This window comes from Pectobacterium cacticida, assembly GCF_036885195.1.
GTDB classification, from domain to species: domain Bacteria; phylum Pseudomonadota; class Gammaproteobacteria; order Enterobacterales; family Enterobacteriaceae; genus Pectobacterium; species Pectobacterium cacticida.
The window spans coordinates 1,600,691-1,627,470 of sequence record NZ_CP133656.1; the positions used below are offsets into that span (position 1 = coordinate 1,600,691).

The 26,780-nt window shown below is 50.6% G+C and carries 24 protein-coding genes and 1 other annotated feature; of the genes, 16 read left to right on the forward strand and 8 right to left on the reverse strand.

All coding sequences use genetic code 11. The annotated features are described in order from the left end of the window. Positions 1-14: 14 nt before the first annotated feature. From hisC to hisL, 4 genes are all read right to left on the reverse strand, one after another. Positions 15-1,088, reverse strand: a complete 1,074-nt coding sequence (gene hisC, locus RFN81_RS07600) for a histidinol-phosphate transaminase (RefSeq protein WP_264498503.1) — start codon at positions 1,086-1,088, stop codon at positions 15-17. Beyond that, positions 1,085-2,413: a histidinol dehydrogenase gene (gene hisD / locus RFN81_RS07605; protein WP_264498504.1), complete on the reverse strand. Its 1,329-nt coding sequence runs from the start codon at positions 2,411-2,413 to the stop codon at positions 1,085-1,087. The genes hisC and hisD overlap by 4 nt, the downstream gene beginning before the upstream one ends. Before the next feature lie 5 nt (positions 2,414-2,418). After that, positions 2,419-3,318 (reverse strand): ATP phosphoribosyltransferase, encoded by a 900-nt coding sequence (gene hisG / locus RFN81_RS07610; RefSeq protein ID WP_264498505.1) that lies wholly within the window; start codon positions 3,316-3,318, stop codon positions 2,419-2,421. A gap of 122 nt (positions 3,319-3,440) precedes the next feature. Next, positions 3,441-3,560: a sequence feature (His leader region), on the reverse strand. Next, the gene (gene hisL, locus RFN81_RS07615; protein WP_106389040.1) at positions 3,536-3,583 is read right to left on the reverse strand and encodes a his operon leader peptide; all 48 of its coding nucleotides are present in this window, start codon (positions 3,581-3,583) and stop codon (positions 3,536-3,538) included. (Overlaps the previous feature by 25 nt.) A gap of 282 nt (positions 3,584-3,865) precedes the next feature. On the opposite strand from hisL, the gene RFN81_RS07620 reads away from it, so the two are divergent. Then, positions 3,866-4,708, forward strand: a complete 843-nt coding sequence (locus RFN81_RS07620) for an SDR family oxidoreductase (RefSeq protein WP_264498506.1) — start codon at positions 3,866-3,868, stop codon at positions 4,706-4,708. Between the two features lie 84 nt (positions 4,709-4,792). Here the strand turns inward: RFN81_RS07620 and RFN81_RS07625 are convergent, their stop codons facing one another. From RFN81_RS07625 to RFN81_RS07635, 3 genes are all read right to left on the reverse strand, one after another. Further along, positions 4,793-6,757 carry a methyl-accepting chemotaxis protein gene (locus RFN81_RS07625; protein ID WP_264498507.1) on the reverse strand — a complete coding sequence of 655 codons (1,965 nt, stop codon included), beginning with the start codon at positions 6,755-6,757 and terminating at the stop codon, positions 4,793-4,795. 285 nt (positions 6,758-7,042) lie between these two features. Continuing rightward, entirely contained in the window at positions 7,043-7,744 is a 702-nt protein-coding gene (locus RFN81_RS07630; RefSeq protein WP_264498508.1) for a response regulator, read from the reverse strand. A gap of 95 nt (positions 7,745-7,839) precedes the next feature. Beyond that, positions 7,840-9,444 carry an ATP-binding protein gene (locus RFN81_RS07635; RefSeq protein WP_264498509.1) on the reverse strand — a complete coding sequence of 535 codons (1,605 nt, stop codon included), beginning with the start codon at positions 9,442-9,444 and terminating at the stop codon, positions 7,840-7,842. Positions 9,445-9,857: 413 nt separating this feature from the next. On the opposite strand from RFN81_RS07635, the gene RFN81_RS07640 reads away from it, so the two are divergent. The 10 genes from RFN81_RS07640 to RFN81_RS07685 all read left to right on the forward strand — a co-directional run bounded on the left by RFN81_RS07640 (position 9,858) and on the right by RFN81_RS07685 (position 20,590). Further along, positions 9,858-11,228, forward strand: a complete 1,371-nt coding sequence (locus RFN81_RS07640; protein ID WP_264498905.1) for a 2-hydroxycarboxylate transporter family protein — start codon at positions 9,858-9,860, stop codon at positions 11,226-11,228. Between the two features lie 159 nt (positions 11,229-11,387). Further along, on the forward strand, positions 11,388-12,272 hold the full coding sequence (locus tag RFN81_RS07645) for a fumarylacetoacetate hydrolase family protein (protein ID WP_264498510.1): 885 nt from the start codon (positions 11,388-11,390) through the stop codon (positions 12,270-12,272). 81 nt (positions 12,273-12,353) lie between these two features. Continuing rightward, positions 12,354-13,418 (forward strand): [citrate (pro-3S)-lyase] ligase, encoded by a 1,065-nt coding sequence (gene citC / locus RFN81_RS07650; protein WP_264498511.1) that lies wholly within the window; start codon positions 12,354-12,356, stop codon positions 13,416-13,418. 24 nt (positions 13,419-13,442) lie between these two features. Beyond that, a complete protein-coding gene (citD, locus tag RFN81_RS07655) occupies positions 13,443-13,736 on the forward strand; it encodes a citrate lyase acyl carrier protein (protein WP_264498512.1) in 294 nt (97 codons plus the stop codon). Next, on the forward strand, positions 13,733-14,608 hold the full coding sequence (gene citE, locus RFN81_RS07660; protein WP_264498513.1) for a citrate (pro-3S)-lyase subunit beta: 876 nt from the start codon (positions 13,733-13,735) through the stop codon (positions 14,606-14,608). Before citD ends, citE begins: the two co-directional genes overlap by 4 nt. Positions 14,609-14,661: 53 nt before the next feature. Further along, positions 14,662-16,191: a citrate lyase subunit alpha gene (gene citF, locus RFN81_RS07665; RefSeq protein WP_264498514.1), complete on the forward strand. Its 1,530-nt coding sequence runs from the start codon at positions 14,662-14,664 to the stop codon at positions 16,189-16,191. Between the two features lie 26 nt (positions 16,192-16,217). Continuing rightward, on the forward strand, positions 16,218-16,745 hold the full coding sequence (gene citX, locus RFN81_RS07670) for a citrate lyase holo-[acyl-carrier protein] synthase (RefSeq protein WP_264498906.1): 528 nt from the start codon (positions 16,218-16,220) through the stop codon (positions 16,743-16,745). Beyond that, positions 16,723-17,625 (forward strand): triphosphoribosyl-dephospho-CoA synthase CitG, encoded by a 903-nt coding sequence (gene citG / locus RFN81_RS07675; RefSeq protein ID WP_264498515.1) that lies wholly within the window; start codon positions 16,723-16,725, stop codon positions 17,623-17,625. Before citX ends, citG begins: the two co-directional genes overlap by 23 nt. A gap of 260 nt (positions 17,626-17,885) precedes the next feature. Further along, positions 17,886-18,641, forward strand: coding sequence for a flagellar brake protein (locus RFN81_RS07680; RefSeq protein ID WP_264498516.1), 756 nt, complete (start codon positions 17,886-17,888; stop codon positions 18,639-18,641). A gap of 578 nt (positions 18,642-19,219) precedes the next feature. Next, a complete protein-coding gene (locus RFN81_RS07685) occupies positions 19,220-20,590 on the forward strand; it encodes an APC family permease (RefSeq protein ID WP_264498517.1) in 1,371 nt (456 codons plus the stop codon). Between the two features lie 67 nt (positions 20,591-20,657). On the opposite strand, the gene sbcB is transcribed toward RFN81_RS07685, so the two are convergent. Beyond that, positions 20,658-22,085 (reverse strand): exodeoxyribonuclease I, encoded by a 1,428-nt coding sequence (gene sbcB / locus RFN81_RS07690; RefSeq protein ID WP_264498518.1) that lies wholly within the window; start codon positions 22,083-22,085, stop codon positions 20,658-20,660. A gap of 277 nt (positions 22,086-22,362) precedes the next feature. On the opposite strand from sbcB, the gene RFN81_RS07695 reads away from it, so the two are divergent. From RFN81_RS07695 to tmaR, 5 genes are all read left to right on the forward strand, one after another. Then, a complete protein-coding gene (locus RFN81_RS07695) occupies positions 22,363-23,313 on the forward strand; it encodes a siderophore ABC transporter substrate-binding protein (RefSeq protein ID WP_264498907.1) in 951 nt (316 codons plus the stop codon). Positions 23,314-23,334: 21 nt separating this feature from the next. Continuing rightward, the gene (locus tag RFN81_RS07700) at positions 23,335-24,297 is read left to right on the forward strand and encodes an ABC transporter permease (protein WP_264498519.1); all 963 of its coding nucleotides are present in this window, start codon (positions 23,335-23,337) and stop codon (positions 24,295-24,297) included. Next, the gene (locus tag RFN81_RS07705) at positions 24,284-25,291 is read left to right on the forward strand and encodes an iron chelate uptake ABC transporter family permease subunit (protein ID WP_264498520.1); all 1,008 of its coding nucleotides are present in this window, start codon (positions 24,284-24,286) and stop codon (positions 25,289-25,291) included. Before RFN81_RS07700 ends, RFN81_RS07705 begins: the two co-directional genes overlap by 14 nt. Continuing rightward, the gene (locus tag RFN81_RS07710; RefSeq protein WP_264498521.1) at positions 25,288-26,046 is read left to right on the forward strand and encodes an ABC transporter ATP-binding protein; all 759 of its coding nucleotides are present in this window, start codon (positions 25,288-25,290) and stop codon (positions 26,044-26,046) included. The genes RFN81_RS07705 and RFN81_RS07710 overlap by 4 nt, the downstream gene beginning before the upstream one ends. 133 nt (positions 26,047-26,179) lie before the next feature. Continuing rightward, entirely contained in the window at positions 26,180-26,497 is a 318-nt protein-coding gene (gene tmaR, locus RFN81_RS07715; protein WP_264498908.1) for a PTS system regulator TmaR, read from the forward strand. The last annotated feature ends 283 nt before the right edge of the window (positions 26,498-26,780 follow it).

A 26,780-nucleotide genomic window follows, 5' to 3' on the forward strand; every position in this document is an offset into this window, starting at 1 on the left:
GTGAGCTCCTTAATTTAAGCGTTGATGCCCGGCAATGCGCGTAATGCCGCTACCGTGCGTTCACATTCGTAGCGGGTGCCAATGGTAATGCGTAAACAGCCAGACAGGCTTGGTTGCTTATTCTGGTCACGCAAGATAATGCCCTGATCCCATAATGTTTTAAATACGGTAGGGGAGTCCGTGAAGCGAACCAGAAGATAATTACTTTCGCTGGGGAAGACCGTTTCAACGCAGGGAATATCTTGTAGCGCCTCGCTCAGCCAGCGGCGAGTAGCGGTAATCTCTTCGACATTCGACTTCATTTTACTCACGCCGTCGTGGCTCAGCGCCTGTGCCGCAATATCTGCCACGGGAGTGGACAGGGGATATGGCGCGATCACTTTTAGCAGCAGCTGGATCACCTCTGGATTGGCCAGCGTAAAGCCGCAGCGTAATCCGGCGAGCGAAAAGGCTTTGGATAAGGTACGCAGAATCACCAGGTGAGGGAACTCAGCCAGCCAGCTTACGGTTGACGCCTGCGGACAAAACTCAATGTAGGCTTCATCGACAACGACCAGCGCTTTCCCCTGCGCTAGCGCAAGGATCTGGCGTAAATCATCTCGTGCGATAAGGTTGCCGGTTGGATTGTTTGGACTGCATACGTAAATAACTTTGACGCCGTCCAACTGAGCCGCAATAGCGTCGAGATCCAACTGCCAATCGGATCGACTGACCGCAGTGCGGCGCTCAACACCATACGTCTCGGCGCTGACGGCATACATCCCGTAAGTCGGTGGGCAGAAGAGAATAGCGTCTTTACCCGGCTCACAGAATACGCGAATGACGAGCTCGATCCCTTCATCGGCGCCGCGGCTCACTAAAACCTGCTCGGGTGCTACGCCTGCATACTCGGCGTAGCGTCGGATGACCGTGGCGGGCTGGCATTCCGGGTAGCGGTTCAGCGTCTGTTGGGTCAGTTGAAAGTTGGGGGCTTCTGGAAATTCATTGGCATTTAACCAGACATCGCCATTACCGCCGAGACGGCGAGCGGACTGATAAGGCGTTAACGCACGGACATTCGCGCGGGCCAGTTCTTCAATGCTGCTCATGCTTGCTCCTTCAATGCTGCGACGCGCAGAGTAACGGCGTTTTTGTGGGCGGTAAGTTGTTCGGCCTGTGCCAGAATTTCTATCGTCGGGGCCAGTTGCAGTAACCCTTCAGGCGTAAGTTGCTGTACGGTCATGCGCTTTTGGAAATCGGCCAGACCCAGGCTTGAATAGGTTGAGGTATAGCCATAGGTCGGTAGCACATGGTTAGTGCCGGAGGCGTAGTCGCCTGCGGACTCCGGTGACCAGTCACCAAGAAAAACCGAACCGGCGCTGGTGATGCTCTCAACCAGAGATTCGGCGTCGCGCGTCTGGATGATCAAGTGCTCAGGCCCGTATTGATTGCTAATCTCAACACATTGCGCTAAATCACGTGCGACGATAACCCGGCTGCTGGTTAGCGCCTGACGCGCGATGTCCGCGCGTGATAGTTGCGCGAGCTGTGCTTCGACTGCGTCCGCGACGGCTTGGGCCATTGCGGCATCGGGCGTGAGCAGGATAACCTGAGAATCTGGGCCGTGTTCTGCCTGCGATAGCAGATCGGCGGCGACAAAGGCGGGCGTTGCGCCGCTATCGGCGATGACTAACACTTCGGAAGGCCCGGCGGGCATATCAATCGCCGCGCCGTCTAGCTGCTGACACACTTGACGCTTGGCTTCTGTGACATAGGCGTTGCCAGGACCAAAGATTTTATCCACTTTCGGCACGCTTTCTGTGCCGAATGCCATCGCAGCAATCGCTTGCGCGCCCCCCAGTTGAAAGACCTCGTGAATACCGCAAAGCTGTGCGGCATACAAAATTTCATCGGCGATCGGCGGCGGCGAACACAATACGACACGACGGCAACCCGCGATACGCGCGGGAGTGGCCAGCATCAGCACGGTTGACGGCAGCGGTGCCGAACCGCCAGGAATGTACAGGCCGACGGTCGCGATAGGGCGGGTAAGCTGCTGACAGCGCACGCCCGACTGCGTTTCAACATCGACCGTCGGTAGCTTTTGCGCATGGTGGAAGGTTTCGATATTACGCACGGCAACCGCCATCGCGTTTTTTATGTCGTCATTTAACCGGGTCGCGGCGGCGGTAATCTCGTCATCGCTGACGCGAATTGTATTCACTTGCACGTTATCGAACTGGGCACTGTAGTCGCGTAATGCCCGATCGCCCTGACTTTTCACCGTAGTGAGAATATCGCTGACAACCGCCGTAATGCGGTCTGACGCGGAAATCGCCGGGCGCGTAAGCAACTGGCGTTGTTCTTCTACTGAACAGCGTTGCCAGTCGACAATAGTGCTGAAACTGCGCGTTTGCTGAGTGGTCTGCGTCATTATTATCACTCCATCATTTTTTCAATAGGCAGCACTAAAATGGAACTGGCGCCTAACGATTTCAGTTTTTCCATGGTTTCCCAGAACAGCGTCTCGCTGCTGACCATGTGCATGGCAACGCGGCTTTGATCGCCCGCCAATGGCAGAATCGTCGGGCGCTCAGCGCCGGGCAGTAGAGAAATGACGTCTTCCAGACGTTCGCTCGGCGCGTGCAGCATGATGTATTTTGATTCACGTGCCTGAATCACGCCTTGCATGCGAGTCAGTAACTTATCGATCAGTTGCTGTTTCTCTGCGGGCATTTCGCCGTCGCGTTGGATCAGGCAGGCTTTGGAACGGTAAATCACTTCAACTTCTCGCAGGCCGTTGGCTTCCAACGTCGCGCCAGTCGACACCAGATCGCAGATGGCATCGGCCAACCCGGCGCGTGGCGCGACTTCAACTGAACCGTTAAGTAGGCACGATTTGAAACTGATGGATTTTTTATCGAGATATTGTTTGAGCAGGTGAGGGTATGAGGTGGCGATACGGGTATTTTGCAGACATTCCGGCCCGGTATAGGGGGCATCCAGCGGCATGGCCAACGATAGGCGACAACCGCCAAAATCCAGGCGGCGTAAGGTAAAATAACGCGGATCGTCACCCTGTGCCCGACGATTTAATAGCTCTTCTTCCAGCACGTTTTCGCCGATGATACCGAGATCAACGACGCCATCCATCACCAGGCCGGGGATATCGTCATCACGCACGCGCAAAATATCAATGGGCATATTTTCGGCGAACGCGATCAGGCGTTGCTGCTGTAAGTTGATCTTAATCCCGCAACGTGCCAGAAGTTCGCGCGATTCATCACTCAGGCGGCCCGACTTCTGCATTGCTATCCGTAAACGTGTCTTGTCCAGCATGAAAACCTCATTAACCTGTCAAATTAAATTTCTAGAAATATCGCGGGCATAAAAAAACGTCGGGAACGTTTTTTAACGTTGCATAGCAACGGCCTGCAAGGTGCGCGCAAGGATAGCGCGCATAAAAAAAACCCTCGGAAGAAGATCTTCCGAGGGCTCTCTCTGGTTCTGCGCCACTGGAAGATCTGAATGTCTTCCAGCACCAACTGCCCGAAGACTAATCAGGATGATGGTGATGATGGTGGTTAAACAGAACGCGTGTCATAAAATATCTCTGTGGTAGTTAGCGCAGTAACGCTGTTTAATCGATAACAATATGTTCGTCGGATAACCTAAACCATGTGCGGGTTGTTGTGCAACTCTTTTTTGTCGATTTGAGCCGGTGTCAGAAATCGACGACGCGAGCAGATTATTGGTCTGAATGGCCTGAAGTAGACTAAAAGCACAGGGGAATACGCATAGCGTCCATAGCGATGAACGGCAAAGCGGTTTACGCTGTAGGCTTGGGTCGTGTTAATGACGGACGCCTTGTAGGAGGTAGACGTAGATGAAAAAGGTCGCGATTGTTGGGTTGGGCTGGCTGGGAATGCCGTTAGCCCTGGCGTTAAACGGGCATGGTTACCACGTAATAGGAACAAAAACCACGCACGACGGGGTTGAAGCGGCACGGATGAGCGGAATTGAATGTTATCAATTGGTTTTGACGCCGGATCTGGAGTGTGATGCTGATGAGCTCAGTACGTTATTACAGGTTGACGTGTTAATCATCACGCTGCCTGCCAGCCGAACGGCGCAAGGAGGAGACGGTTATGCGCAGGCGGTACAGCAATTGGTGAATATGTCCCGCGTATTTCATGTTCCGCGCATTATCTTTACCAGTTCAACCTCCGTCTATGGCGACGGCAGCGGCACAGTAAAAGAAAATTCGCCGCTGCGACCAACAACGATAGCCGGGAAGACGCTGGTATCTCTCGAACAGTGGTTGCAGCATTTACCCGATACCTCGGTGGATATTTTGCGTCTGGCGGGGTTGGTGGGAGGGGGCCGTCATCCCGGACGTTTTCTCGCGGGGAAACGCAATCTGCCGCGTGGCAATCACGGCGTTAACCTCGTCCACCAGGAAGATGTGCTGGCAGCGATCCAATTGTTGCTTAAGCTGCCTCGTGGTGGGCATATTTATAACCTGTGTGCGCCTTCTCATCCCCCTAGACAGGATTTTTATCCTGAACAGGCGCGCAGGTTGCACCTGACGCCGCCACACTTTGCCCCTGTAACCGATAGCGATCAAGGGCGCATTGTTGATGGGCAGCGTATCTGCCGCGAACTTGGGTTTGACTATCAGTACCCCAATCCCTCAACCATGCCGTTTAATGCGGGTGACCTGAATTGATGACCTGCGCTGTGAGGTATTCAGATACGTCGATAGCGGGCCCACATTGCCCGGATAAGCGCGAGCCTCTCCGGGCGCAAAACGTTAAAACGAGGTCCAGTCATTTTCAGACGATGTGGATTTATCGCCTGTCGTTAACGCGTTGTTAGGTAGCGCGTGTGGCCGTGTAGGCGATGGACCATCTGACGCGGTGCGACGGTCAGTTTGGGACAGGCGGAAGTGCGCGAGGAGGCTCTCTAACAGCACGGCCTGCTCTTCCAGGGAATTAGCCGCAATAGACGATTCCATCACCAGCGCGGCGTTTTGTTGCGTCGTGGTGTCCAACTCGCCGATGGCCTGAGCAATTTGCCCGATTCCCCGACTCTGTTCCTCCGAGGCGGATGAAATTTCCCCCATAATATCGTTGACGCGCGCGACGGAATCCACAATGTGATCCATTGTTTCCCCGGCCACCGCGACGAGACGACTCCCCGCATTAGTCCGTTCGACTGACTCAGAAATGAGTGCCTCAATGTCTTTAGCGGCCTGAGAGCTACGCTGCGATAGACTGCGAACTTCGCCAGCGACAACGGCAAAACCACGGCCTTGTTCTCCGGCGCGAGCGGCTTCTACCGCGGCGTTAAGTGCGAGAATGTTGGTTTGGAAAGCGATACTGTTAATGACGGTGGTGATATCGGCGATTTTTCTCGAACTGGTCGCAATATTATCCATTGTGCTCACGACCTCTTTCACCACTTCACCGCCTTTACGCGCATCTTTTGCCGCATCGGCAGCGATCTGACGGGCATGTTTGGCGTTGTCGGCATTGTTTTTTACCGTCGATGTCAGTTCTTCCATGCTGGCGGCGGTTTCAACCACAGCGGCAGACTGCTGCTCGGTGCGTGACGAAAGATCGTTATTGCCTGTGGCAATTTTAGCGGCTGACAGACTAACGCGATCGACGCTGTCGCGCACCTCGGTGATCATCGCGCGTAGTTTCTCATTCATGCGCCCCATCGCTGCGGTTAACTGCCCTAGTTCATCATGGCGATCGACGGTAATCGTCGAGGTAAGATCGCCTTCGGCAATCTTTTCCGCTAACGATAAGTTATGAATAACAGGGCGAGTGATCTGGCGGGTAATCAGTAACGAGATGGCGATACCGATAATGACCGCAATAAAGCCAATAATCATGGTAATCGTAGCTGAATTATACGTTAGCGCATCATTTTCTTCTTTTACGATATTGATAATTGACTTGATAGAGGCACTGCTTTTGTCGCCACCGATCTTAACCGCATTTTCCGCTGCTTTCAGATCCATGATGTTCTTAAAGTAGTCGTCGTTTAGCGTTTTATAGTTTGCGGCATATTTTTGCAGGTTATCAGCGGCGGTTTTCTGCTCAGGAGACAGCGAGCCAATGACCTGCTGGTAGCGATTATTCAGGAGATCGAATGCCATATTGAGCTGTTTATATGCGTCTTCATTTTGTCGTAACCGCAACGCATAAGAACGATTCTTTATCTCTGACAGCAACGTGGTCAGGTCTTCAGTCTGGGTCGCCGCTGGGGGAATATCGAGAGCAGCCTCTGGCGATGCTTGTTGCGTGCGGATAGAAAAAACGGTAGTGGGCTGTTGAATATTAGCGGCGTCGATTTTATCGATGGTTTCTACTACCCGCTGGGTTACTTTCCCCATTTCGCTAATGGCGTTTTGAAATTCGGTCAGGTGCTGGGCGATTTGATCAATAATCTCGGCTTCCTGACTATTCCATGATAGTTTTTTTGCCTCGTCGCTGAGTGATGATGCGTGTGTGACGTATCTTGCCATCGTTTCTCGCGATTGCTCATCATACGCATAAAAATATTTTAAACGGTTTATTTTAGCCTGGAATACTTCGATATTGATGTTATAGATCAGGTTGGTTTTCTCATAAATATCATTAATTTCTTTGAATCGCTTTGTACTCAGTGATGAGGCAATGATAACGAGTAACAGAATAATGCCAAATCCGGCATAGAGTTTGTGGGTAATTTTTATGTTACGAATTCGACGGGCAAGATGTTTCATTATAATTCTCCATCGGTGACGCACTTTACAAAAATGATTATTTATTGTTAATCATTACCTTATGGCTAATTACGCAATTGCTCACTGTGTTGAGTTATCGGGTTTGTGGAACGATGAATTAGCTATGCTATGAGGAATTATTTTATTCTGTGATGTTCATCAATATGGATTGTGCAAGTGCATAATTTTTTCTGTCAATAAAACAAAATTATGCATTTAACGTGCCGCAAAGACTCCTTTGCAGACAATTTCTACGGTGGCAGCCATATTGCTGCCACTCCGCCTTTAACGTAAAGATTTTGCGCGGTAGAGTCGACGCGGATGGCCAATTTTCCCGTAACGCATTTCGATATCGAGAAACTGATTTTCAACGCAATATTCCAAATAGCGACGAGCCGTCGTTTTACTCAGCCCGGTTTTTTCTACAATATCATCGACTGAATAAAGCGTATTGCCACCATCGTCAGCAAATATCTGTTGGATTAGCCCCAACGTATTTTCCTCAATGCCTTTTGTTGAAGATGACGGTATCGCCCCCGATGACTGTAAGTGGTAAAGAATATCGACATTTTGCTGATCGACAACTTTATAGGTATGTTGGGTTTTTACGAATTGAATAAATCGCTCAAGTGAAGAGCGTAGTCGGGGATAGGATAGCGGCTTGATAATATAGTCAAAAGCGCCGCAGCGAATCGCCTGAGCACAGGTATTCATATCGCTGGCGGCGGTAATGAAAATAACGGAACAATTCATCCCCTTAAGCAGTTGACTTTCGATCAGTGAAACGCCCTCGCCGTCGGGCAAATAGTTATCAAGCAGTATGAGGCGTGGTTTGTATTGCTGAAGGAGTTTCCTCGCTTCAAACAGCGTGGCGGCGATTCCCACGACACGCAGATTGAAATTTTTTTCAATAAATTCAGCATGAATATTGCCCAGCTTACTCTCATCTTCAACAATTAAGACATCGAAATGCTCAGTGTGCTGCATGGTATTAATCCCTGTTATTGTCCGAAGCCTAAAGGCCGATCTCATCCCCGTAACATTAAAACTGCCGAGAGCGGTTCAACCAGTGGCGGCCCAAATTAGTGCGAGGATAACGGTATAAAGAGAGAAAATACGCTCCCCGTCGGCTGGTTAGCCGAGACTTCTACGATTCCCTGCGCCTGATTAACGTAACTCGCGACCAGATATAATCCCAACCCGTGATCGCCTTCCGTTTTACTGGTGACCCCCATTTGAAAGAGGTTGTCAGCAAGTGCTGGATCGATCCCCGTCCCTCGATCGGCGACTTCGATAACCAGCTCATGTTCACTATTGTGGATATACACTTCGATAGGATAATGCGGTGCGTTGGCGGCTAATGTCGCTTCCATTGCGTTATCCACCACATTGCCAATGATAGACATCAGTTCGGTTTCACTTAGGCTGGTTGGCATCCGAGTGAGCTGACAGCGCGGATCGAAAACAATCTCAAGCCCTTTTTCACGCGCCGTCGCGTATTTGCCCAGTAGCAGCCCGCAGAGCGCGGGCGAGCAGAAACGGTGGGAAACAAAGTCCAGCACCACCTGCGCGCTTTCTGACTGTGCCTCTATATATTTGATAGCCTCATCATAGCGTTTTAGATGCAGCAGTCCTGCCAGCGTTGCCGTCCAGTTTAATTGTTCATGGCGCAGGATGCGCAGGCTGTTTGCGTAACGCTTTACCTGGCTGAGTTGCATGCTTAGCGTATGGATATCGTTTTTACTGCGGAAACTGATAACCCAGCCCTGAAGCTCACCTTCCAGCATGATCCGTACACGACTGGCAATTACCGTGGCATGGTTAAAGCGGCAAACGGCATCGTGGGTGTCGCTATTCCACATCGCCTCGCTGGAAAAAAAAGGCACCGGGCTTATAACGCTATCTACCGGCTTGCCGCGCAATAGATGGGAAGGATCACTTATCCCAAGTATCTCTTTGGCGGCATGGTTAATGGCGGCAATACGATGTTGTTTATCGATTGCAATCACCCCTTCATAGAGCGATTCTAATAGCGCCTTCTGCTGCCTGACCAACAGGCGAATCTCAAGGGGTTCAAGGCCAAACATCTGTTTCTTGACATTGCGTGAAAACCACCAGGAAAAGAGAAACAGCGCGACGAACATCGCCAGAATCGCCAGCAGAATGTGGAGCAGTTTATTAAACGTCAGGCTATCAATGTGGGTTTTCAGGTAGCCAACAGAAACAATACCGATGACCTGACCATCCGCGATGATGGGCGCTTTACTGCGCAACGAGATACCGATGCTGCCGTGGCGTACGGTCACCACACTTTTCCCAGCTAATACGTCAAAATTATCACCCCCGACCATTTGCGTGCCAATAAGCTTATCATTTTCCGCATATTCGGAGTGAAACAGGTGGTGTGCATGATTATCGCCAATGACGATATAACTGGCATCGCTACGGTGTTTCAATTGTTGCGCGAGCGCATATATCCGTTTGATGTTCTTGCTTTTTACCGACTCGACCAGAGTAGGGATAATAGCAATTTCCCTAGCCTGTACCTGTGCCCGCGTACCCAGCTCAGAATATAACTGCTTATCGATATCATGATAATAATAAACACCAGCCATTAGCAGCAATGAAGAGAAGAAGACAATCAAATAGATAAATAATTTGATGTGAAAGGAAAATCTTAATCTCATGATGTGCGCTAGCCCACGGTCAGTAAAAATGGCAGATAAATTTATCACGAATAATCATCATTATGGGCCAGGAGGAAAAAACTTGTGAGCAATAACACATTTAATCTTTGGTGATAAATATGGCGATGGAAATAAATGGATAAAATAAAATGCATTCTGTTTCTTTACAAAACAAACTAATTACTTTTTGTCAACAAATTTGGCTTAATGCAATAAAAACCATAAACGCCATAAAAACCTTAAAATCCATTTTTGCTGCAAACGCTTTATTGTCGCTGTAATCGACAGTTGCGCAATAAAATCATAAAATTCATAAACACCTTTAAAACTCGTTTTTTAATTTGAAGAAAGTCACATAATAGCCGTTCCCTGCCTCCTATGATGCCTGAACAAAATAAAACGGGGACTGAATGATGAGTACGACAGATGATTCATATATTGTGGCGAATAATGAGGCTGCTACGAAGCGTCCATTAAAGGAAAAATGGTGGCATGTTCTGGATACCTATAAAGTGGGTATTATTCCTGTGCCACTTTTTGTGTTGGCGGGTATCTTAATCGGCATCGATTGTCTGAGCGGCACGTTGCCGAGCGATATCGTAGTGATGGTTGCAACGCTCGCCTTCTTTGGGTTTGCCTGTGGCGAGTTCGGCAAGCGCCTGCCGATCGTTGGCAAAATGGGCGCGGCAGCGATTTGTGCAACGTTTATCCCTTCTGCGATGGTGCATTACGGGCTCTTGCCGGATGTTGTCGTTGAATCCACAACCCGGTTCTATAAGAGCACCAATATTCTGTATCTCTACATCTGCTGCATTATTGTCGGCAGCATTATGAGCATGAACCGGCAGACGTTAATCCAGGGTTTCCTGCGTATTTTCTTTCCCATGCTGTGCGGAGAGATCACCGGTATGTTGGTCGGGATGGCGGTGGGTATTGCACTGGGGCTGGATCCGTTTCACATCTTCTTCTTCCTCATTTTGCCGATTATGGCGGGTGGCGTCGGGGAAGGTGCGATTCCCTTATCCATCGGCTACGCGACAATACTGCATATGGAGCAAGGCGTGGCACTGGGGCGTATCCTGCCTATCGTCATGCTGGGGGGACTAACGGCAATTGTTCTTGCTGGCACATTGAATCAACTAGGTAAACGTTACCCGCATCTGACCGGCGAAGGCGAATTGATGCCGAATAAAGGCAATGACCTGGGGGACAGTGGGAGCCACGCTACATCATCCGGCCTCAGCGGTAAGATGGACGTAACAACGATTGCCTCCGGTGCCCTGCTAGCCATTCTACTGTATATGGTGGGGATGCTGGGGCACAAAATGGTTGGCCTGCCAGCGCCGGTTGGCATGCTATTCGCCGCGGTGTTAGTCAAGCTGGTGCATGGGGCTTCACCGAGAATGCTCGAAGGTTCTCAAGTGGTTTACAAGTTCTTCCAGACTTCGGTGACGTATCCCATTTTGTTTGCCGTGGGGGTAGCTATCACGCCGTGGCAGGAATTGGTTGATGCATTTACGATTCAAAATATCCTGGTCATTATTTCAACGGTGCTGACGTTGGTCGTTACCGGTTTCTTTGTGGGGAAAAAGATTGGTATGCACCCCATTGATGTCGCCATTGTTTCCTGCTGCCAAAGTGGGCAGGGCGGGACGGGAGACGTGGCGATCCTTACTGCGGGCAATCGTATGGTGCTGATGCCATTTGCGCAGATTGCCACGCGTATTGGTGGGGCGATTAACGTCTCAATTTCATTATTGGTGCTCGCTAATTTCTTAGTCTGATACTGTTTGAAAGATAAAAGTAAGCGGGTAGATGCCATTCATATTGAAAAACAGGTGCTGTTAGACATGGATGCTATTAATGAATGCGATTCTAAAAAACGATATTGGCAATGAATTAAACCGTTGTCGGATACGGGGTTAATTTTTACAGGAAATATTATGAAATTTGCAAGCTATCGTCATAACGGTAAAGACAGTTATGGCATTTATACGTCAGCGGGATTAATTGACCTTGGTAGTAAAATTGGTCGTCGTTATCCCGATTTGAAAGCACTGTTGGCGCAAAATGCTTTATCTGTTGCGCAGGAGTTCAGCCTGAATAAGCCGGATATTCCTGTCGCAGATGTCACGTTTTTACCCGTTATTACCGCGCCAGGAAAAATTTTGTGCGTGGGAATGAATTATGCGGCTAAACGTCAGGAATTTAACGAGCAAGATCCTGCGCCAACGTTATTTGTCCGCTTTGCCGATTCGCAAACGGGGCATGCGACACCGATCATCAAACCGTATTATTCCAACGAGTTTGATTATGAAGGTGAGTTGGCCGTTATTATCGGTACAGGGGGGCAAAATATTTCGCAGAATAACGCACTCTCTCATGTCGCAGGCTATAGCTGCTATATGGATGGCTCTGCGCGTGATTGGCAACATAGCTGGTTTACCGCAGGAAAAAACTGGCAGAAAACTGGCGCATTCGGCCCTTGTCTCACGACCCGAGATGAAATTCCCGATCCGCACCGGCTGTCGATCCGCACGTATCTGAACGGACGCATGGTACAGGATGACAATACCGGCAACATGATCCACAAAATCGCGGAATTGATTGAATACATCAGCACCTTTACGCCACTGAGTGCGGGCGACGTGATCATTACTGGTTCTCCGGGTGGGGTGGGGAAAAAACGTAATCCGCCGCTGTTTATGAAAGCGGGCGACTGCATTGAAGTGGAAATCGAACACGTCGGACATTTGCGCAACACAATAGTGGATGCGGCGAAGCCGCAAGTATTGATGTCGGCAGCCGCCGAAGCGGCGATGCATTGAGTGCCGATTCCAGGTTGTCGGCGATATTGCGACAGCCTGCGGCGATGTCCCTAGATCATTTGAGTTGCAGGAAGCCCCCTGATGTATACCAATGACTCCATCATTTTTGACACGCTGGATGTACGCCTGCGTGAACAGGATCGGGACGCTGTGCGTCAGTTTCTCGCGCACTGTCAGCTCGGCATGGATGACGACATTGACACGGTTGTGGTCGCTAAGCAGGGCAAGCGCCTGGTTGCCTGCGCGGGGTTGGCGGCCAGCACCATTAAGTGTGTTGCTGTCGATCCGGAATTCAGGCATCTCAATCTGAGTGTGCAGGTGGTCAATGAGGTGGTGCAGCAGGCAGCGCAACGTGGGATTTTTCATCTGTTCCTTTATACCCGGCCAGACAATATAGCTATTTTCCGGGGGTGCGGTTTTTATCCGCTGGCATGTTATGAGAATAACGCGGTACTGATGGAAAACACGCCGATTGGCATCCAAGAATATTGTCAGTCGTTGGCCGCATTGGCGCAGCCTGAGGGTTTGGAGAGGCACGCAAACACGCCGATCGGCGCCATTGTCATGAACGCCAACCCCTTCACGCTAGGTCACCGCTATCTGGCGGAGGTCGCCGCGCAATCCTGCGCTTGGTTACACATTTTCGTCGTACGTGAAGATGTTTCCTTTTTCCCCTTTAGCGAACGTCTGGCGATGGTGCAGCGCGGTGTAGAACATATTCCCAATGTGACGGTTCATGCGGGGTCACCCTATATGATCTCTAAAGCAACGTTTCCGGGCTATTTCCTGAAGGATGCGGCGCTGATCACCCGTGCCCATGCCGCGCTGGATTTAATTATTTTCAGAAAATATATCGCGCCGACGCTCGGTATTACCCATCGCTTTGTCGGCACTGAACCTTTTTGTCCGGTGACCTATCAGTACAACCAGGATATGCGCTATTGGCTGGAGAAGGATCAGACGGTATCTGCCCCAGCGTTAAATGTGGTTGAAATTGAACGTAAACGGCAACCTTCGGGAGTGGCGATCTCCGCTTCGGAGGTCAGAAAATTACTCAAACTTCGGCAGTACAACCGTATTCAGGACATCGTGCCCCCCTCAACCTTTGAGCATTTACAGCACTATTACCAACCCGAATACGCGTAATTAAAAATTAATCAGGATAAGTCTATGAAGATTGTTAAGGAGTCTCTGGCGGGCACCTTTGAATCCAGCGATTTGCTGGTCAAAGTGGCGCCGGCTAGCGGGAAGCTCACCGTGGTCATTAACAGCGAAGTGATGAAACAGTTTGGTCACCAAATCAAACAGGTCGTGAATGACACGCTTAAAGCGCTGGGCGTGCAGGAAGGAACGATCATTGTGGATGACAAGGGCGCACTGGATTGCGTCATCCGCGCGCGGGTTCAAAGCGCGGTACTCCGTGCATCCGATAGCCAGCAGATTGCATGGGAGAATTTATCATGAACAACCTTCGCCGCAGCATGCTCTTCCTTCCCGGCGCGAATGCCGCGATGCTGTCTAATGCGTTTATCTATAAGCCTGACTCCATTATGTTCGATCTGGAGGACGCGGTTTCTCTCCGGGAGAAAGACGCCGCACGTCTGCTGGTTTTTCATGCGTTGCAACACCCCATGTATCGCGATATTGAAACCGTGGTGCGAATCAATCAACTAAGCACGCCATTTGGCCTGCTGGATCTGGAAGCTGCCGTGCGCGGTGGGGCCGATGTTATCCGCCTGCCGAAAACCGATTCCACCGATGATGTGGATGAGTTGGAGCGGCATTTGGTACGCATTGAAAAAGCCTGTGGTCGTGAAGTGGGTTCAACACGCATCATGGCGGCGATTGAATCGGCGGTGGGCGTGATTAATGCCGTATCCATCGCCCGTTCTTCCGAACGCATGATTGGGATTGCCCTGGCGGCGTTTGATTACGTTATGGATATGCAAACGGAACGCGGCGACGGAACGGAACTGTTTTATGCGCGCTGCGCCGTGCTACATGCGGCTCGCGCCGCCGGGATTGATGCTTTCGATGTGGTTTATTCCAATGTCAATGACGATGCGGGTTTCCTGAAAGAAGTTGAACTGATCCGCAAACTTGGGTTCAACGGCAAATCCCTGATTAATCCACGCCAGATTGAACTATTACACAACGCCTACGCGCCGACTCAAGATGAAGTCGACTATTCCCATTTGGTCATTCAGGCCGCGGAAGAGGGCGAACGCGCGGGGTTGGGGGTGATTTCCCTGAATGGGAAAATGATCGATGGGCCGATTATCGACCACGCAAAGAGCGTGTTGAAACGTGCTCAGGCCTCTGGCGTACGCAAATAGCCATTGCGTGATGACACCGCAATCGTTGCTTTCAGGAATCACAGGATGAGATCATGAGTCACTTTATTGAAGCACTACAAAGACAGTACCCCGAACAACGCCATCTGCACCCTTTTACGCACGCAAATCAGCATACGCCGTGGCTAAATGATGTAGTACAAAAGCATCAACGTAAATGCTGCGCGGATCTGGAAGAAGCGATTCGTCGCAGCGGACTAAAAGATGGCATGACCATCTCTTTCCATCACCACTTTCGCGAAGGCGATAAAGTGATCAACCGCGTAGTTGAGACGCTGGCCCGCATGGGGTTTCGCGATCTCACGCTGGCTTCCAGTTCCTTAATGAGTTGTAACGCGCCGCTGATCGAGCATATTAAAACCGGTGTGATCACGCGGATTTATACCTCGGGAATGCGTGGCAAACTGGCTGATGCCATTTCTCACGGGGTAATGAAAGAACCGGTACACATTCATTCTCATGGTGGTCGAGTGCATTTGCTGCAAAGCGGTGAACTGACCATCGACGTCGCCTTTCTGGGGGTGCCGTGCAGTGACGAATTTGGTAATGCTAATGGTATCGTTGGCAAATCCAGTTGCGGTTCACTGGGGTATGCCATGGTCGACGCGCAGTTTGCCCGCCATGTGGTGTTGCTGACCGAAGCGCTGGTGCCATTCCCTAACATGCCTGCCAGCATCGTCCAGGATCAGGTGGATAGTGTCGTTCAGGTCGATGAAGTTGGCGACCCGGCCAAAATCAGCGTGGGAGCGGCGCGTGTGACCAGCAACCCGCGTGAATTACTGATTGCCCGTTCCGCGGCTGATGTGATTGAGCATGCTGGTTATTTTAAAAACGGCTTTTCTATCCAGACCGGTTCCGGTGCGGCCTCGACCGCCTGTATCCGTTTTCTTGAAGAAAGAATGCGCCAACAAAATATCGTGGCAAGCTTCGCTCTCGGCGGCATCACTGGTGGCATTGTCGATCTACATGAGAAGGGGTTAATTGAGAAACTGTTGGATACCCAGTGTTTTGACGCTAATGCCGCCGCATCGCTGGCAAGGAATCCCCATCATGTAGAAATTTCCACCAACGTTTATGCCAACCCCAGTTCGAAAGCGGCTTGTTGCGATCGGTTGGATATGGTGATTCTCAGTGCGTTGGAAATCGACACCGATTTTAATGTTAACGTGATTACCGGCTCGGACGGCGTGATGCGTGGGGCTTCCGGTGGGCACTGTGATGTTGCGACGGCAGCGAATCTGACCATAGTGGTTGCGCCATTGATCCGCAGCCGTATCCCGACCGTGGTGCGCCAAGTCACAACGCGCGTGACGCCGGGAGAAAGTATCGATGTATTGGTGACCGATCACGGCATTGCCGTCAATCCGACTCGTCCAGAGGTCGCAGAACGTTTGCAACAGGCTGGGCTAAATGTCATGCCAATTGAGGCACTGTATCAACGTGCCATCGCGCTGGTGGGGGAACCACGCGCTATTGCGTTTCACGATCGTATCGTTGGCGTTATTCGCTATCGCGACGGCAGTGTGATTGACGTCGTGCGCCAGGTTAAAGACGCCGACGAATAAAGAGCAAACGCATGAGAGAATCAACGATGACGGAAGCCGTTTCCATTTCGTTGGCAGCGCTACTCGCGGCGAAGGATCGCCGCGCAGTGCGTCAACAAGCGTGGCTTACGCAACATGGCGCAACGCTGGTGTCACTGACGCTAGTGACGCCGGGGCCGATAAAAGATAGCGGACGCTATCGGCAGGTGATGACTGAAGCTATCGCGTCTTTCGCCTCGCTATGTCAGGCGCGAGGTTGGACGGTGTTGGCGCAGCAGACATTCTGGCTGGTCACGGGGCCAGAAGCGCTGTGGGCGCTCTCTGACGACGCGCTGTCGGTGAAAGCCGCAACCGCCGCGCTGGAAGATAGCCATGCGCTGGGGCGGCTATGGGATTTTGACATCTTCAGCCGTGAAGAGGGGCTGCTCGGTCGATCGAGACTGGCGCGCCGTGGGCGCCGTTGCCTGGTCTGCGAACAAGAGGCCCATGCCTGTAGCCGCTCTCGTCGTCATGCGCTGCCCGAATTGCTGAAGCACATTGAGGACATGACTAATGATTACTTTGCGCCAGTTTGACCGGGTCCGGGCAGGCGTGCCGCCTCGTGTCATCTCGATTAGGAATAACAAACGCCATTCGTTACCGGATATTGACCAGCGAGTGGCGCAGGCGCTGACGATGGAAGTGATGTTGACGCCAAAGCCTGGTCTCGTAGATCGCGCGAATAATGGTTCCCATCGCGACATGGACATTGTTCTGTTTCAGGCAAGTATTCAGGCGATTGCGCCCTGGTTCCGACAGTTTACCGAAGCGGGATATCAGTACGCTGATGTAGCGTTAACGCAATTATTGTCTCTGGTGCGTCCTATTGGCGTTGCCTGCGAACAGGCGATGTTTTCCGCCACGAAAGGTGTGAATACCCATAAAGGCGGAATCTTTGCATTTGGTTTGCTGTGTTCGGCTGCAGGCTGGTTGGCGGGTCGGGGGGAGCGCATCACGCAGCACAGCCTGTGCGACAGCGTTGCCGGCATGTGTCACGATCTGGTACGCAGTGAGCTAGAGATCGGTTGTGATGCAGTGACTGCGGGGGAATCTATCTATCAGCGGTATGGCCTGACGGGGGCGAGGGGAGAAGCGGCCAGTGGTTTTAACACCGTATGTCAGTTCGCTTTGCCTACGTTGCGACGGGCTATAGCCGCCGGGGAGGAGGAAACCGCATTGTTGCAGACGCTGGTTGCCCTGATGGCGCACAACCCTGACACCAATGTCGTTGCCCGCGGCGGTATGGAGGGGTTGGTGTTTGTGCAACGTTATGCACAGCAATTGTTGATGGCGCCACTGGATCGGAACGCGCTGGCCAAGATGGATGAAGCGCTGATTGCCAGAAACCTTAGCCCTGGGGGCAGTGCCGATTTGCTGGCATTAACCTGGTTGTTGCACCTTTATCCTATTGAGTGAAGCGCGAGAATATTTAAGGCGCTGTAGCGTTGGCGATAGTGCCTATTATCTCGTCGCGCGTAGTTATTTTCCGCTTTTTTGACTAAAGTTGGTGGAAAATTTGTCGATACCGTTTTCACCTATTTTTATCATGCAACTTCGTGCGCTCACGTCATCGATTTCAATATCTGGCTAACACAGTGCAGCTGTGCCAGCACGCATGGGTCGTGGAAGATAACGGAGAGGCATGCACCAATTACGCTATTGGTACAATAGTAAGGATGAGAGCGGTGAATGATGATTTGAAAGAGCAGTATGTTAAGCGCAATAAATTAGCTATCTGCGCAACGTTACGGGAATTAAAGAAGAATGATACCTCTCTGATGGTTCATCATTCTCGCGGTCAGTTCATCAGCAAAATTCTTGATGTTGAACCTGATAATAATCTGTTTATCTTTGATTTAGGCGGCATTGAACGAGAAAACAGCCGCGCATTATACGCGGGCACACTGTCCTTTCTGGCCGAACCGGCCGGTGCAAAAGTTGAATTTAACGCAGAAATTCTGAAAACCATAACCTACGATGGTTTACCCGCCTTCAGTGCACTGATTCCTGAACGTCTTTATCTTATCCAGCGTAGAACCTATTTCCGCATCAACACGCCGTTGTGGCCACCGTTGACCTGTCGTGGCGAATTGCCGGATGAAAGCACTTTCCAGTTCACGATCAAAGATCTCTCGCTTGGAGGATTGAGTCTGTATACCGATCAGGATACGACTGGCCTACTGGCCGAAGGGGATATTATTCGTCGCGTAGAAATGGATCTGGCCGAACACGGCGTTTACTGTGTGGATTTAGCGTTTGTCGGTCAGGCAAAGGTAAAGCTTGTTGATAACAAGGGCGAGCTGAAGATGATGTCGCGCTTAAGTTTCAAGTTTATTTCGCTGAGTGCCGAACAAGAACGGGATCTTCAGCAGGTGATTTTTGAGTTGGAAAGAGTGCAAAACGAAAAGAAAAAGCGCTTTCAAGCGTTATAACCCTAACCCTAGCGGTTTGTTTAGACTTTATTATAGCAACATTACAGCAACGGTTTTTATTACAGATGGTTTGGCATTACCTGAATTAAGCAAAAATATTACCAAAATATGACATAGATAAATAAATGCTTTCCAACGTTCTCTGCATCTTGTCAGATGATAGTGTCTGGTGCAGAATACGCGCCTTGCAAAATAACCGACGTTTAAACGCGTCGGTTATTTTTTTACGTTTATGCCCGTCATACTTCGTGCTACAGAGATCTTGTGGGGTTCTTACCCGATCTTTGGCGTCGGTGTGAAGGGCATAAGGGCTTCAATATAAGAGGCCGGACGACGATCCGGATAGATAATTTTGCGTGTGCCGATGTGCACAGTGAGGAAAGGAAAAATGGGGCAATCAATCTGTTTCACACCGGTGCCCGCTGGGTTTAGCGGCAGAGGCATTGGTTATGGCGAGACGTCGTCGCAGGTTATTTCTGGTGCTGTCTCAGCAACCTCTTCTCATCGTGATTCAGGCAGGTCCTGTCTCCGTTTTCTTATGTCCAGTGCATGTGGCTCGGCCGCAATAGGAGGCGAAGATGTCGCTTGATATCCCTCTGCCTGAAACTAGCGCAAAACGCCCTCAGCTAAAAAGAACACTCACGCTGTGGCCTGTAGTTATGATGGGTCTCGCGTACATGCAGCCAATGACGATTTTTGATACTTTCGGCATTGTTTCTGGCCTGACTGATGGTCATGTGGCGACCGCATATGCATTTGCGTTAGTTGCGATTTTGTTTACGGCGCTCAGCTATGGCAAATTGGTGAAACGTTTTCCCTCTGCCGGTTCTGCCTATACTTATGCGCAAAAGGCGATCGGTCCGCATGTCGGATTTATGGTCGGTTGGTCGTCATTATTGGACTATTTGTTCATGCCTATGATCAATATTTTACTGGCTAAAATCTATCTGGAAGCGATTTTCCCAGGTGTGCCATCATGGATTTTTGTCGCGGCGCTGGTTGGGTTGATGACGCTATTTAACCTGCGCGGCATTAGTCTGGTGGCTAATCTGAACTCGGTTATCGTAGTCGTGCAAATTGCCATTATGGCGGTGTTCCTGGGGTTGGTTATCCATGGCGTTTATCTTGGGGAAGGTGCGGGGACGTTGGCCAGTACGCGTCCGTTTTGGTCGGAGAACGCCCATGTCGTGCCGATGATTACCGGTGCCACTATTCTCTGTTTCTCTTTCCTGGGCTTTGACGGCATCAGCTCACTGTCGGAAGAAACGCAGGATGCCGGTCGAGTGATACCCAAAGCCATTTTCCTGACGGCGCTGATTGGCGGCGTGATTTTTGTCGCCGTGGCGTATTTTCTACAACTGTATTTCCCGGATATTTCTCGCTTTAAAGATCCTGATGCTTCTCAGCCTGAGATCATGCTGTATGTCGCGGGTAAATTTTTCCAATCGATTATTCTGGTCTTTTCCTGCGTCACCGTCTTGGCCTCCGGTATGGCCGCACACGCAGGCGTTTCACGCCTAATGTATGTGATGGGGCGCGATGGTGTTTTCCCTGAGCGTTTCTTCGGTTACGTTCACCCGAAATGGCGCACGCCGGCGTTAAATGTGTTACTGGTCGGTGTGATTGCGTTGTCTGCGGTGTCATTTGATCTGGTAACGGCTACGGCATTGATTAACTTCGGCGCCCTAGTGGCATTTACGTTTGTCAACCTGTCGGTTATTTCCCAGTTTTATATTCGCGAACGGCGCAATCGCACAGTGAAAGACACCGTGAATTTCCTCGTGTTGCCCGTGCTGGGCGCGCTGACGGTAGGCGCGCTGTGGGTGAATCTGGAAACCACGTCAATGACGCTGGGGCTAGTTTGGGCGACGATCGGGGTGTTATATCTGGCGGTTGTGACGCGTAGCTTCCGTCAGCCCGTTCCGCAGTGTAGCGAAGAGCCGGTGTAATACGTTCCTGCGGTGTAAGTGGATAAGCATTACGCGGAGCCCTGGGGCTCCGCTGCTGTTTTGTCGGTTATTGCACCAGTTGCTGCGCATAGGCATAAAGGGCTTTAAGCAGTGTCGTTTTCTCCTTATCTTCCTCATGAATTTGATAGAGGTCGTTAAGGGCCGACAGGTAAGACTGTAAACGTTCTGACGTGAAGACCGCTCGCCGATGTTGCAGCCAGCGTTGCTGTTCGCGCTCATCCAATGTACCGGGGAAATTGCGGGCGCGATAACGGAAGAAGAGCGGTTCCAAACGAGGATCGGAAAAGGTGAGGTCCAATGCTGGAAGATTCTGCGGGGCCGTCTCTCGAATGATTTTCATCGCCATGCGGTCTGCATCGCTAAAAAAGCCATCATAGAGCCGTAAATCGACATCCTCAGCGGCGGTGAACGCCGGGGCATTGGCAAACAAGTCTACCACTTTTTCTCTGATGCTGGTGTCGCTACGTAGTCGCGCGAGATTGTCCAGACAACGTTGACGATCGATGCCTAACCGTTGCGCGTCCTCTGGTCGCAATGTATTCGCGGGCGCCAGTACCGGACATTTATTGATATGTACCAGCTTAATCGGGACAGCACTTTCTCCGCCCTCCAGCGCCTCCTTACGGGTGTATAATCGCTCGCGTAACGCCTCACTGTCTAAGGACTGGAGTGAGGTCATATCACCGGCCAGATCGCACATGATGACCGCATTCCGGTTGTCCGGGTGCCAGGCGAGCGGCACGACCCAACTGGTGTTGCTTCGTGCTGCACCAAACATGCCGGAAACATGCACCAGCGGTTTCATCTGCGGAATATCGATTAGCGCGGAAACTTTATTTTTATTACGCAGCGCGAACAGGTAGGCAAATAGCTTGGGTTGTGCCTGCTTAAACAGCTTTGCCATCGCGATGGTGGCATAAACGTCGGACATTGCATCATGCGCCTGCTCGTGCGCAATCCCATTGGCCTTTGTCAGGTGCTCAAGGCGGAAACTGGGTAAGCCATCATCATTTTCGGGCCAGACAATCCCTTCTGGCCGCAAGGCATAGCAGGCGCGCAAGGCATCCAGCAAATCCCAGCGAGAATTTCCATTCTGCCAACTGTAAGCGTAGGGATCATAGAAGTTACGATAGAAAATATTGCGACTGACTTCATCATCAAAGCGGATGTTGTTATAGCCCATCACACAGGTGCCAGGTTCACTGAATGCTTCATGGATCTGACGAGCAAATTCAGCTTCGTTGACGCCTTTTGCTAGCGCGACCTGCGGCGTAATACCGGTAATCATCACGGCTTCCGGCTCTGGTAGGTAGTCATCAGACGGGCGGCAATAAATGACAAGCGGCTCGCCGATAATATTGAAATCCATATCGGTACGAATACCCGCGAATTGCGCAGGACGGTCGCGCGCCGGGTGTTTACCGAAGGTCTCATAGTCATGGATCAAAAAAGTGGGTTGTATTTTCTCGGCCATAGGTGCTGTTAGCTACGTGTACGCTGAGTGTGAAATCAGGTTATTTCATCAGGAGATGGCAAGAATAACATCGAATCGACATTTCTGTTGCGCTTTCCTGAATCGCCTAATGGCTGGGGGGAGATAATCGCTAGGCATGACTGTGTCAATTCGGTTACACTTTTCGCACTAATGCGAATGATAATTAAATTCTATACTGTTCCGCAGAACATGCTACGGGACGGCGTTCAGACATAAAAATAGCGAAATGGAGTACACACTTATGCGGTTAAATGCGATGCGGTTAAATACGGCTTTTGCCGTGAAGGCGACATTACTCGCTTCACTGCTTGCCTTAGCGGGCTGCGATCAGTCGGTATCGTCTTCAGAAGGTGGTCACACAGTGCGCATCGAACACGCCCAAGGGACTACGCAGGTTCCGCAGCCGCCGAAGAAAGTGATTGTTTTTGATCCCGCGGTACTGGATACGCTTGACGTATTGCAAGTCGACGGGATTGCTGGCGTTCCCAAAAGCAGTACGCCGTTGCCCGCATTTTTAGCAAAATATAACAGCGATGCTTATCTTGATGCCGGAACGCTATTTGAACCCGCGTATGAAGCGTTGAGTAGCGCTAAGCCTGATTTGATTATCGCGGGGGGGCGCACGCATGATGCTTACGATAAGTTGAGCGGCATTGCTCCGACGATCTCTATGGAAGTGGATGAGAATCAGTTTATGGCGAGTTTTGCCCAGCGCGTAGAACAACTGGGGACCATCTTTGGTAAGGAAGATGAAGCCAAAAAACAGATTAACGATCTAAAACAGCAAATTGCGCAAACGCGAGAGAAGACTCAAAACGCGGGTAATGCGCTATTTTTGATGATCAGCGGTGGGAAAATGTCTGCCTACGGCCCTAAATCTCGCTTTGGTTTCGTGTTTGATGAACTGGGCTTTCAACCGGCGACTGAATTTCCCGATACGGGTCGCCACGGTAATGTGGTGACCTCAGAGTTCTTACTGAGTGTGAATCCTGAATGGCTGTTTGTTCTCGATCGTGACAGCGCAATTGGCCGCGCCAGTGGGGAATCTGCAAAACAGGTATTAGATAACCCATTGATTCACAGAACTAATGCCTGGAAAAATAATCATGTGGTCTATTTGGACTCTGCATCGCTTTATATTGCCGGAGGGCTACAGACTTATCAGAACCTGGTGGGCACCGTCAACGACGCGCTGAACAACAAATAATTGCGGATGACGGCGTAACCCATGAAGTCACGTTATTTTGTGCTAGGCCTATTGTTACTGGCGTGCATGGTAACCGTCAGCTTATTTGTTGGCGCTGAGCAGTTAACGATGCGAGCCGTCTGGGACGACTCCGATATGCGCGATATTTTCTTTATTAGTCGCGTTCCCCGCACGACGGCGTTACTTTTAGCTGGCAGCGCGATGAGCGTTGCCGGGCTCATCATGCAGTTGCTGACGCAAAACCGTTTCGTTGAACCTTCTCTGGCCGGGACGACGCAATCGGCGAGTTTAGGTTTGCTGGTGGTGATGATTGCCGCACCTGGCGCGACCGTCATTACCAAAATGATTGTGGCAAGCCTCTTTGCGCTGGCAGGCACGTTTCTGTTTATGATGTTGCTGCAAAAAATTGTACTGAAATCTGCGCTGGTGGTGCCGCTAGTCGGTATTATGCTAGGCGCGGTGATTGGTGCAATCACGACATTCGGCGCGATGTATTTCGATTTATTGCAGGCGCTCGGTAGTTGGGAATCAGGTGATTTCTCCGCTGTTTTACAGGGGCGCTATGAGTTGTTATGGCTAGTGGGCGTATTAACGCTACTAGCGTGCTGGGTCGCTGACCGTTTCACGGTAGCTGGAATGGGCCGTGAATTTTCCGTCAATGTCGGCCTTAACTACCGGCAGGTCATGCTGATGGGGATGAGCATCATTGCCATTGTCAGCGGTGTAGTAGTTGTTGTGGTCGGCAATCTGCCCTTTGTCGGACTGATCGTGCCGAATCTGATCAGCATGGTGCTGGGTGATAATGTACGCAAAACCATTCCATGGGTATGTCTGTTGGGCGGGGGGCTGGTGCTGTGCTGTGATATCATCAGCCGCGTCATCCGTTATCCTTTTGAAATTCCGGTAAGTGTGATTCTTGGCGTCATCGGCGCTGCTGTTTTCCTCCTTTTATTGCTAAGTCAGAAACGCCATGTCAGTCAATGAACCTAATACGGTGCTGACCAGAGCCGTCAGTGAACGACGTGTCGTTTTGTCGCCAACGCAGCGCTTGTTATGGCTGGCAATAGCGGCGGTTATAACGATCGTGCTGTTTATGTCACTTAATCTGGGCAGTAACCTAAGCTATATCTTGATGCATCGCGGGCTAATGCTGACAACCATGCTACTGGTGGCGTTTGCCGCCAGCGCGTCGACGGTTTTGTTCCAAACGGTAACGAATAATCGCGTGTTGACACCGTCGATTATGGGATTTGAAGCCCTGTTTATTCTGATTCAGACATCGTTGGTGTTTGTGTTTGGTGTCGGTGGTATCCCGGGAATAGGCACCGAGGGCAAATTTATCCTTGAGGCATTGTTGCTCATCCTCTTCTCTGCGTTATTGTACCGTTGGTTATTTACCGGTAGCCGTAATAACCTGCATTTGGTTTTGCTGGTCGGTATCATCTGCGGCACGCTGTTTCGCAGTATGGCGGGATTAATGCAACGCCTATTGACGCCGGGTGAATTCGCCATTGTCCAAGGGAGAATGTTTGCCACTTTCACCCGTACCGTCCCCGAGCTGGTTGCACTGTCGGTAGGGATTACGCTGGTGGTCGCGGTGGTCATCTGGCGCATGCGATACCGTTTTGATGTTCTGGCGCTAGGCCGCGATAATGCCATTAACCTGGGTATTGACTATAAACGGAGTGTGACGGTCATTCTGCTATTGGTTTCCATATTGGTTGCTATTTCAACAGCATTGGTTGGACCGCTCACCTTTCTGGGTTTTATGGTCGCTAACCTGGCTTATTTAGTCATACGATCAAGCCAGCACCGTTTATTGCTGCCAGCCGCTTTTCTGCTGGGCGTGATTGCATTGGTTGGCGGGCAGTTGGTGCTTGAACATTTGCTGGATATGTCTGGAGCGCTGTCGGTTGTTATAGAATTTGTCGGAGGGGCGCTGTTTATCGTGTTGCTACTGAGAAAGGTTTCCGTGTGATAGAGATCGATAATGTAACAAAAACGTATAATAATGTTACGGTATTAAACAATGTCACAGCCACAGTACCGCGTGGTGGTGTCACGTCGATCATCGGCCCGAATGGCGCGGGAAAATCAACGTTATTGTCTATCATCAGCCGATTGCTTGATGCGGATCGAGGCCAAATACGTGTTAACGGCATGGATGTCATGACCACGCCAAGCGATAAACTGGCCACGTGTTTGTCCGTGCTGCGGCAGGAAAACCAGTTCACCAGCCGCCTAACGGTCGCTGAACTGGTAGGATTTGGTCGTTACCCCTACACCAAAGGTCGGCTGAACGCGGACGATCGTGAGCGCATTAACGCTGCACTCGCGTTTCTTAATCTCACCGAATTGAAAGATCGATTTTTGGACGAACTGTCTGGAGGCCAGCGGCAGCGCGCCTATGTCGCAATGGTGCTGTGTCAGGACACGGAATACGTGTTACTGGACGAACCACTGAATAATCTCGATATGAAGCATGCTGTGGCAATGATGAAACAGATTCGTCGGGCTGCCGATGAGTTAGGTAAAACGATCGTGCTGGTTATCCACGACATCAACTTTGCTTCCGCTTACTCGGACTACATTATTGCGATGCGCAAGGGGCAAATTATCTATACCGGGAAACCGGAAGACATCATGGTATCCGAGGTGCTGGAAGATATTTTCGACACGGAAGTGGCTATTGAAGAAGTACGTGAGCAGCGTATCGCGGTATATTACCGTTAAAGGTGTGATGACGGATCGTCCACTTAGCGGATCGTCAACACAAAGGGCGTCACCGCCGCTTGAAAGACGCTGGGTATAACCTGTATGGTTAAGCCATAACGAATTTATATATGACTTAAGGTAAGGGGAAATGATGGATAAGGACACTAAGCCGTGTTTCCAGGATGTACTGGAGTTCGTGCGTATGTTTCGCCGGAAAAACAAGCTTCAACGCGAAATAGCCGATAATGAAAAGAAAATCCGTGATAATCAGAAGCGCGTTCTGCTATTGGACAACCTGAGTGAATATCTGAAACCGGGGATGTCGATAGAGGATGTGCAAAATATCATCGCCAATATGCGTAGTGATTACGAAGATCGCGTTGATGACTACATCATCAAGAATGCCGATCTGTCGAAAGAACGCCGCGAATTGTCGAAAAAGTTGAAAGCGATGGGCGAGCTTAAGTAAGCCCTGGCGTTTTTCCGATGATATAACCTATTTTTTCTGTAAAAGAATCGCTGCTGCGGTTCTTTTTTTTATACGATTTATTGTCAATCGCCCTTAACATCCCAACGTAAAAACACGCCAATTCTCCAGATATCTGGAAGCCTGTTCACATATTGCCCGCCACGCTTTGCGCTTTCTTCCTATTTTTACGTGGCGCTTCCCCGACTGCGTTTTTGGCTCTGTTACCTGTGGTTAAGTTGTTGCAACCTGTCAATGCAAACGATAGGGAAGGGAATCAATGCTA

Coding starts and splice junctions, on each gene's coding strand:
- hisC (WP_264498503.1), bottom strand. CDS start 1,088: ATGAGCAGCATTGAAGAACTGGCCCGCGCGAATGTCCGTGCGTTAACG.
- hisD (WP_264498504.1), bottom strand. CDS start 2,413: ATGACGCAGACCACTCAGCAAACGCGCAGTTTCAGCACTATTGTCGAC.
- hisG (WP_264498505.1), bottom strand. CDS start 3,318: ATGCTGGACAAGACACGTTTACGGATAGCAATGCAGAAGTCGGGCCGC.
- RFN81_RS07620 (WP_264498506.1), top strand. CDS start 3,866: ATGAAAAAGGTCGCGATTGTTGGGTTGGGCTGGCTGGGAATGCCGTTA.
- RFN81_RS07625 (WP_264498507.1), bottom strand. CDS start 6,757: ATGAAACATCTTGCCCGTCGAATTCGTAACATAAAAATTACCCACAAA.
- RFN81_RS07630 (WP_264498508.1), bottom strand. CDS start 7,744: ATGCAGCACACTGAGCATTTCGATGTCTTAATTGTTGAAGATGAGAGT.
- RFN81_RS07635 (WP_264498509.1), bottom strand. CDS start 9,444: ATGAGATTAAGATTTTCCTTTCACATCAAATTATTTATCTATTTGATT.
- RFN81_RS07640 (WP_264498905.1), top strand. CDS start 9,858: ATGAGTACGACAGATGATTCATATATTGTGGCGAATAATGAGGCTGCT.
- RFN81_RS07645 (WP_264498510.1), top strand. CDS start 11,388: ATGAAATTTGCAAGCTATCGTCATAACGGTAAAGACAGTTATGGCATT.
- citC (WP_264498511.1), top strand. CDS start 12,354: ATGTATACCAATGACTCCATCATTTTTGACACGCTGGATGTACGCCTG.
- citD (WP_264498512.1), top strand. CDS start 13,443: ATGAAGATTGTTAAGGAGTCTCTGGCGGGCACCTTTGAATCCAGCGAT.
- citE (WP_264498513.1), top strand. CDS start 13,733: ATGAACAACCTTCGCCGCAGCATGCTCTTCCTTCCCGGCGCGAATGCC.
- citF (WP_264498514.1), top strand. CDS start 14,662: ATGAGTCACTTTATTGAAGCACTACAAAGACAGTACCCCGAACAACGC.
- citX (WP_264498906.1), top strand. CDS start 16,218: ATGACGGAAGCCGTTTCCATTTCGTTGGCAGCGCTACTCGCGGCGAAG.
- citG (WP_264498515.1), top strand. CDS start 16,723: ATGATTACTTTGCGCCAGTTTGACCGGGTCCGGGCAGGCGTGCCGCCT.
- RFN81_RS07680 (WP_264498516.1), top strand. CDS start 17,886: ATGAGAGCGGTGAATGATGATTTGAAAGAGCAGTATGTTAAGCGCAAT.
- RFN81_RS07685 (WP_264498517.1), top strand. CDS start 19,220: ATGTCGCTTGATATCCCTCTGCCTGAAACTAGCGCAAAACGCCCTCAG.
- sbcB (WP_264498518.1), bottom strand. CDS start 22,085: ATGGCCGAGAAAATACAACCCACTTTTTTGATCCATGACTATGAGACC.
- RFN81_RS07695 (WP_264498907.1), top strand. CDS start 22,363: ATGCGGTTAAATACGGCTTTTGCCGTGAAGGCGACATTACTCGCTTCA.
- RFN81_RS07700 (WP_264498519.1), top strand. CDS start 23,335: ATGAAGTCACGTTATTTTGTGCTAGGCCTATTGTTACTGGCGTGCATG.
- RFN81_RS07705 (WP_264498520.1), top strand. CDS start 24,284: ATGTCAGTCAATGAACCTAATACGGTGCTGACCAGAGCCGTCAGTGAA.
- tmaR (WP_264498908.1), top strand. CDS start 26,180: ATGGATAAGGACACTAAGCCGTGTTTCCAGGATGTACTGGAGTTCGTG.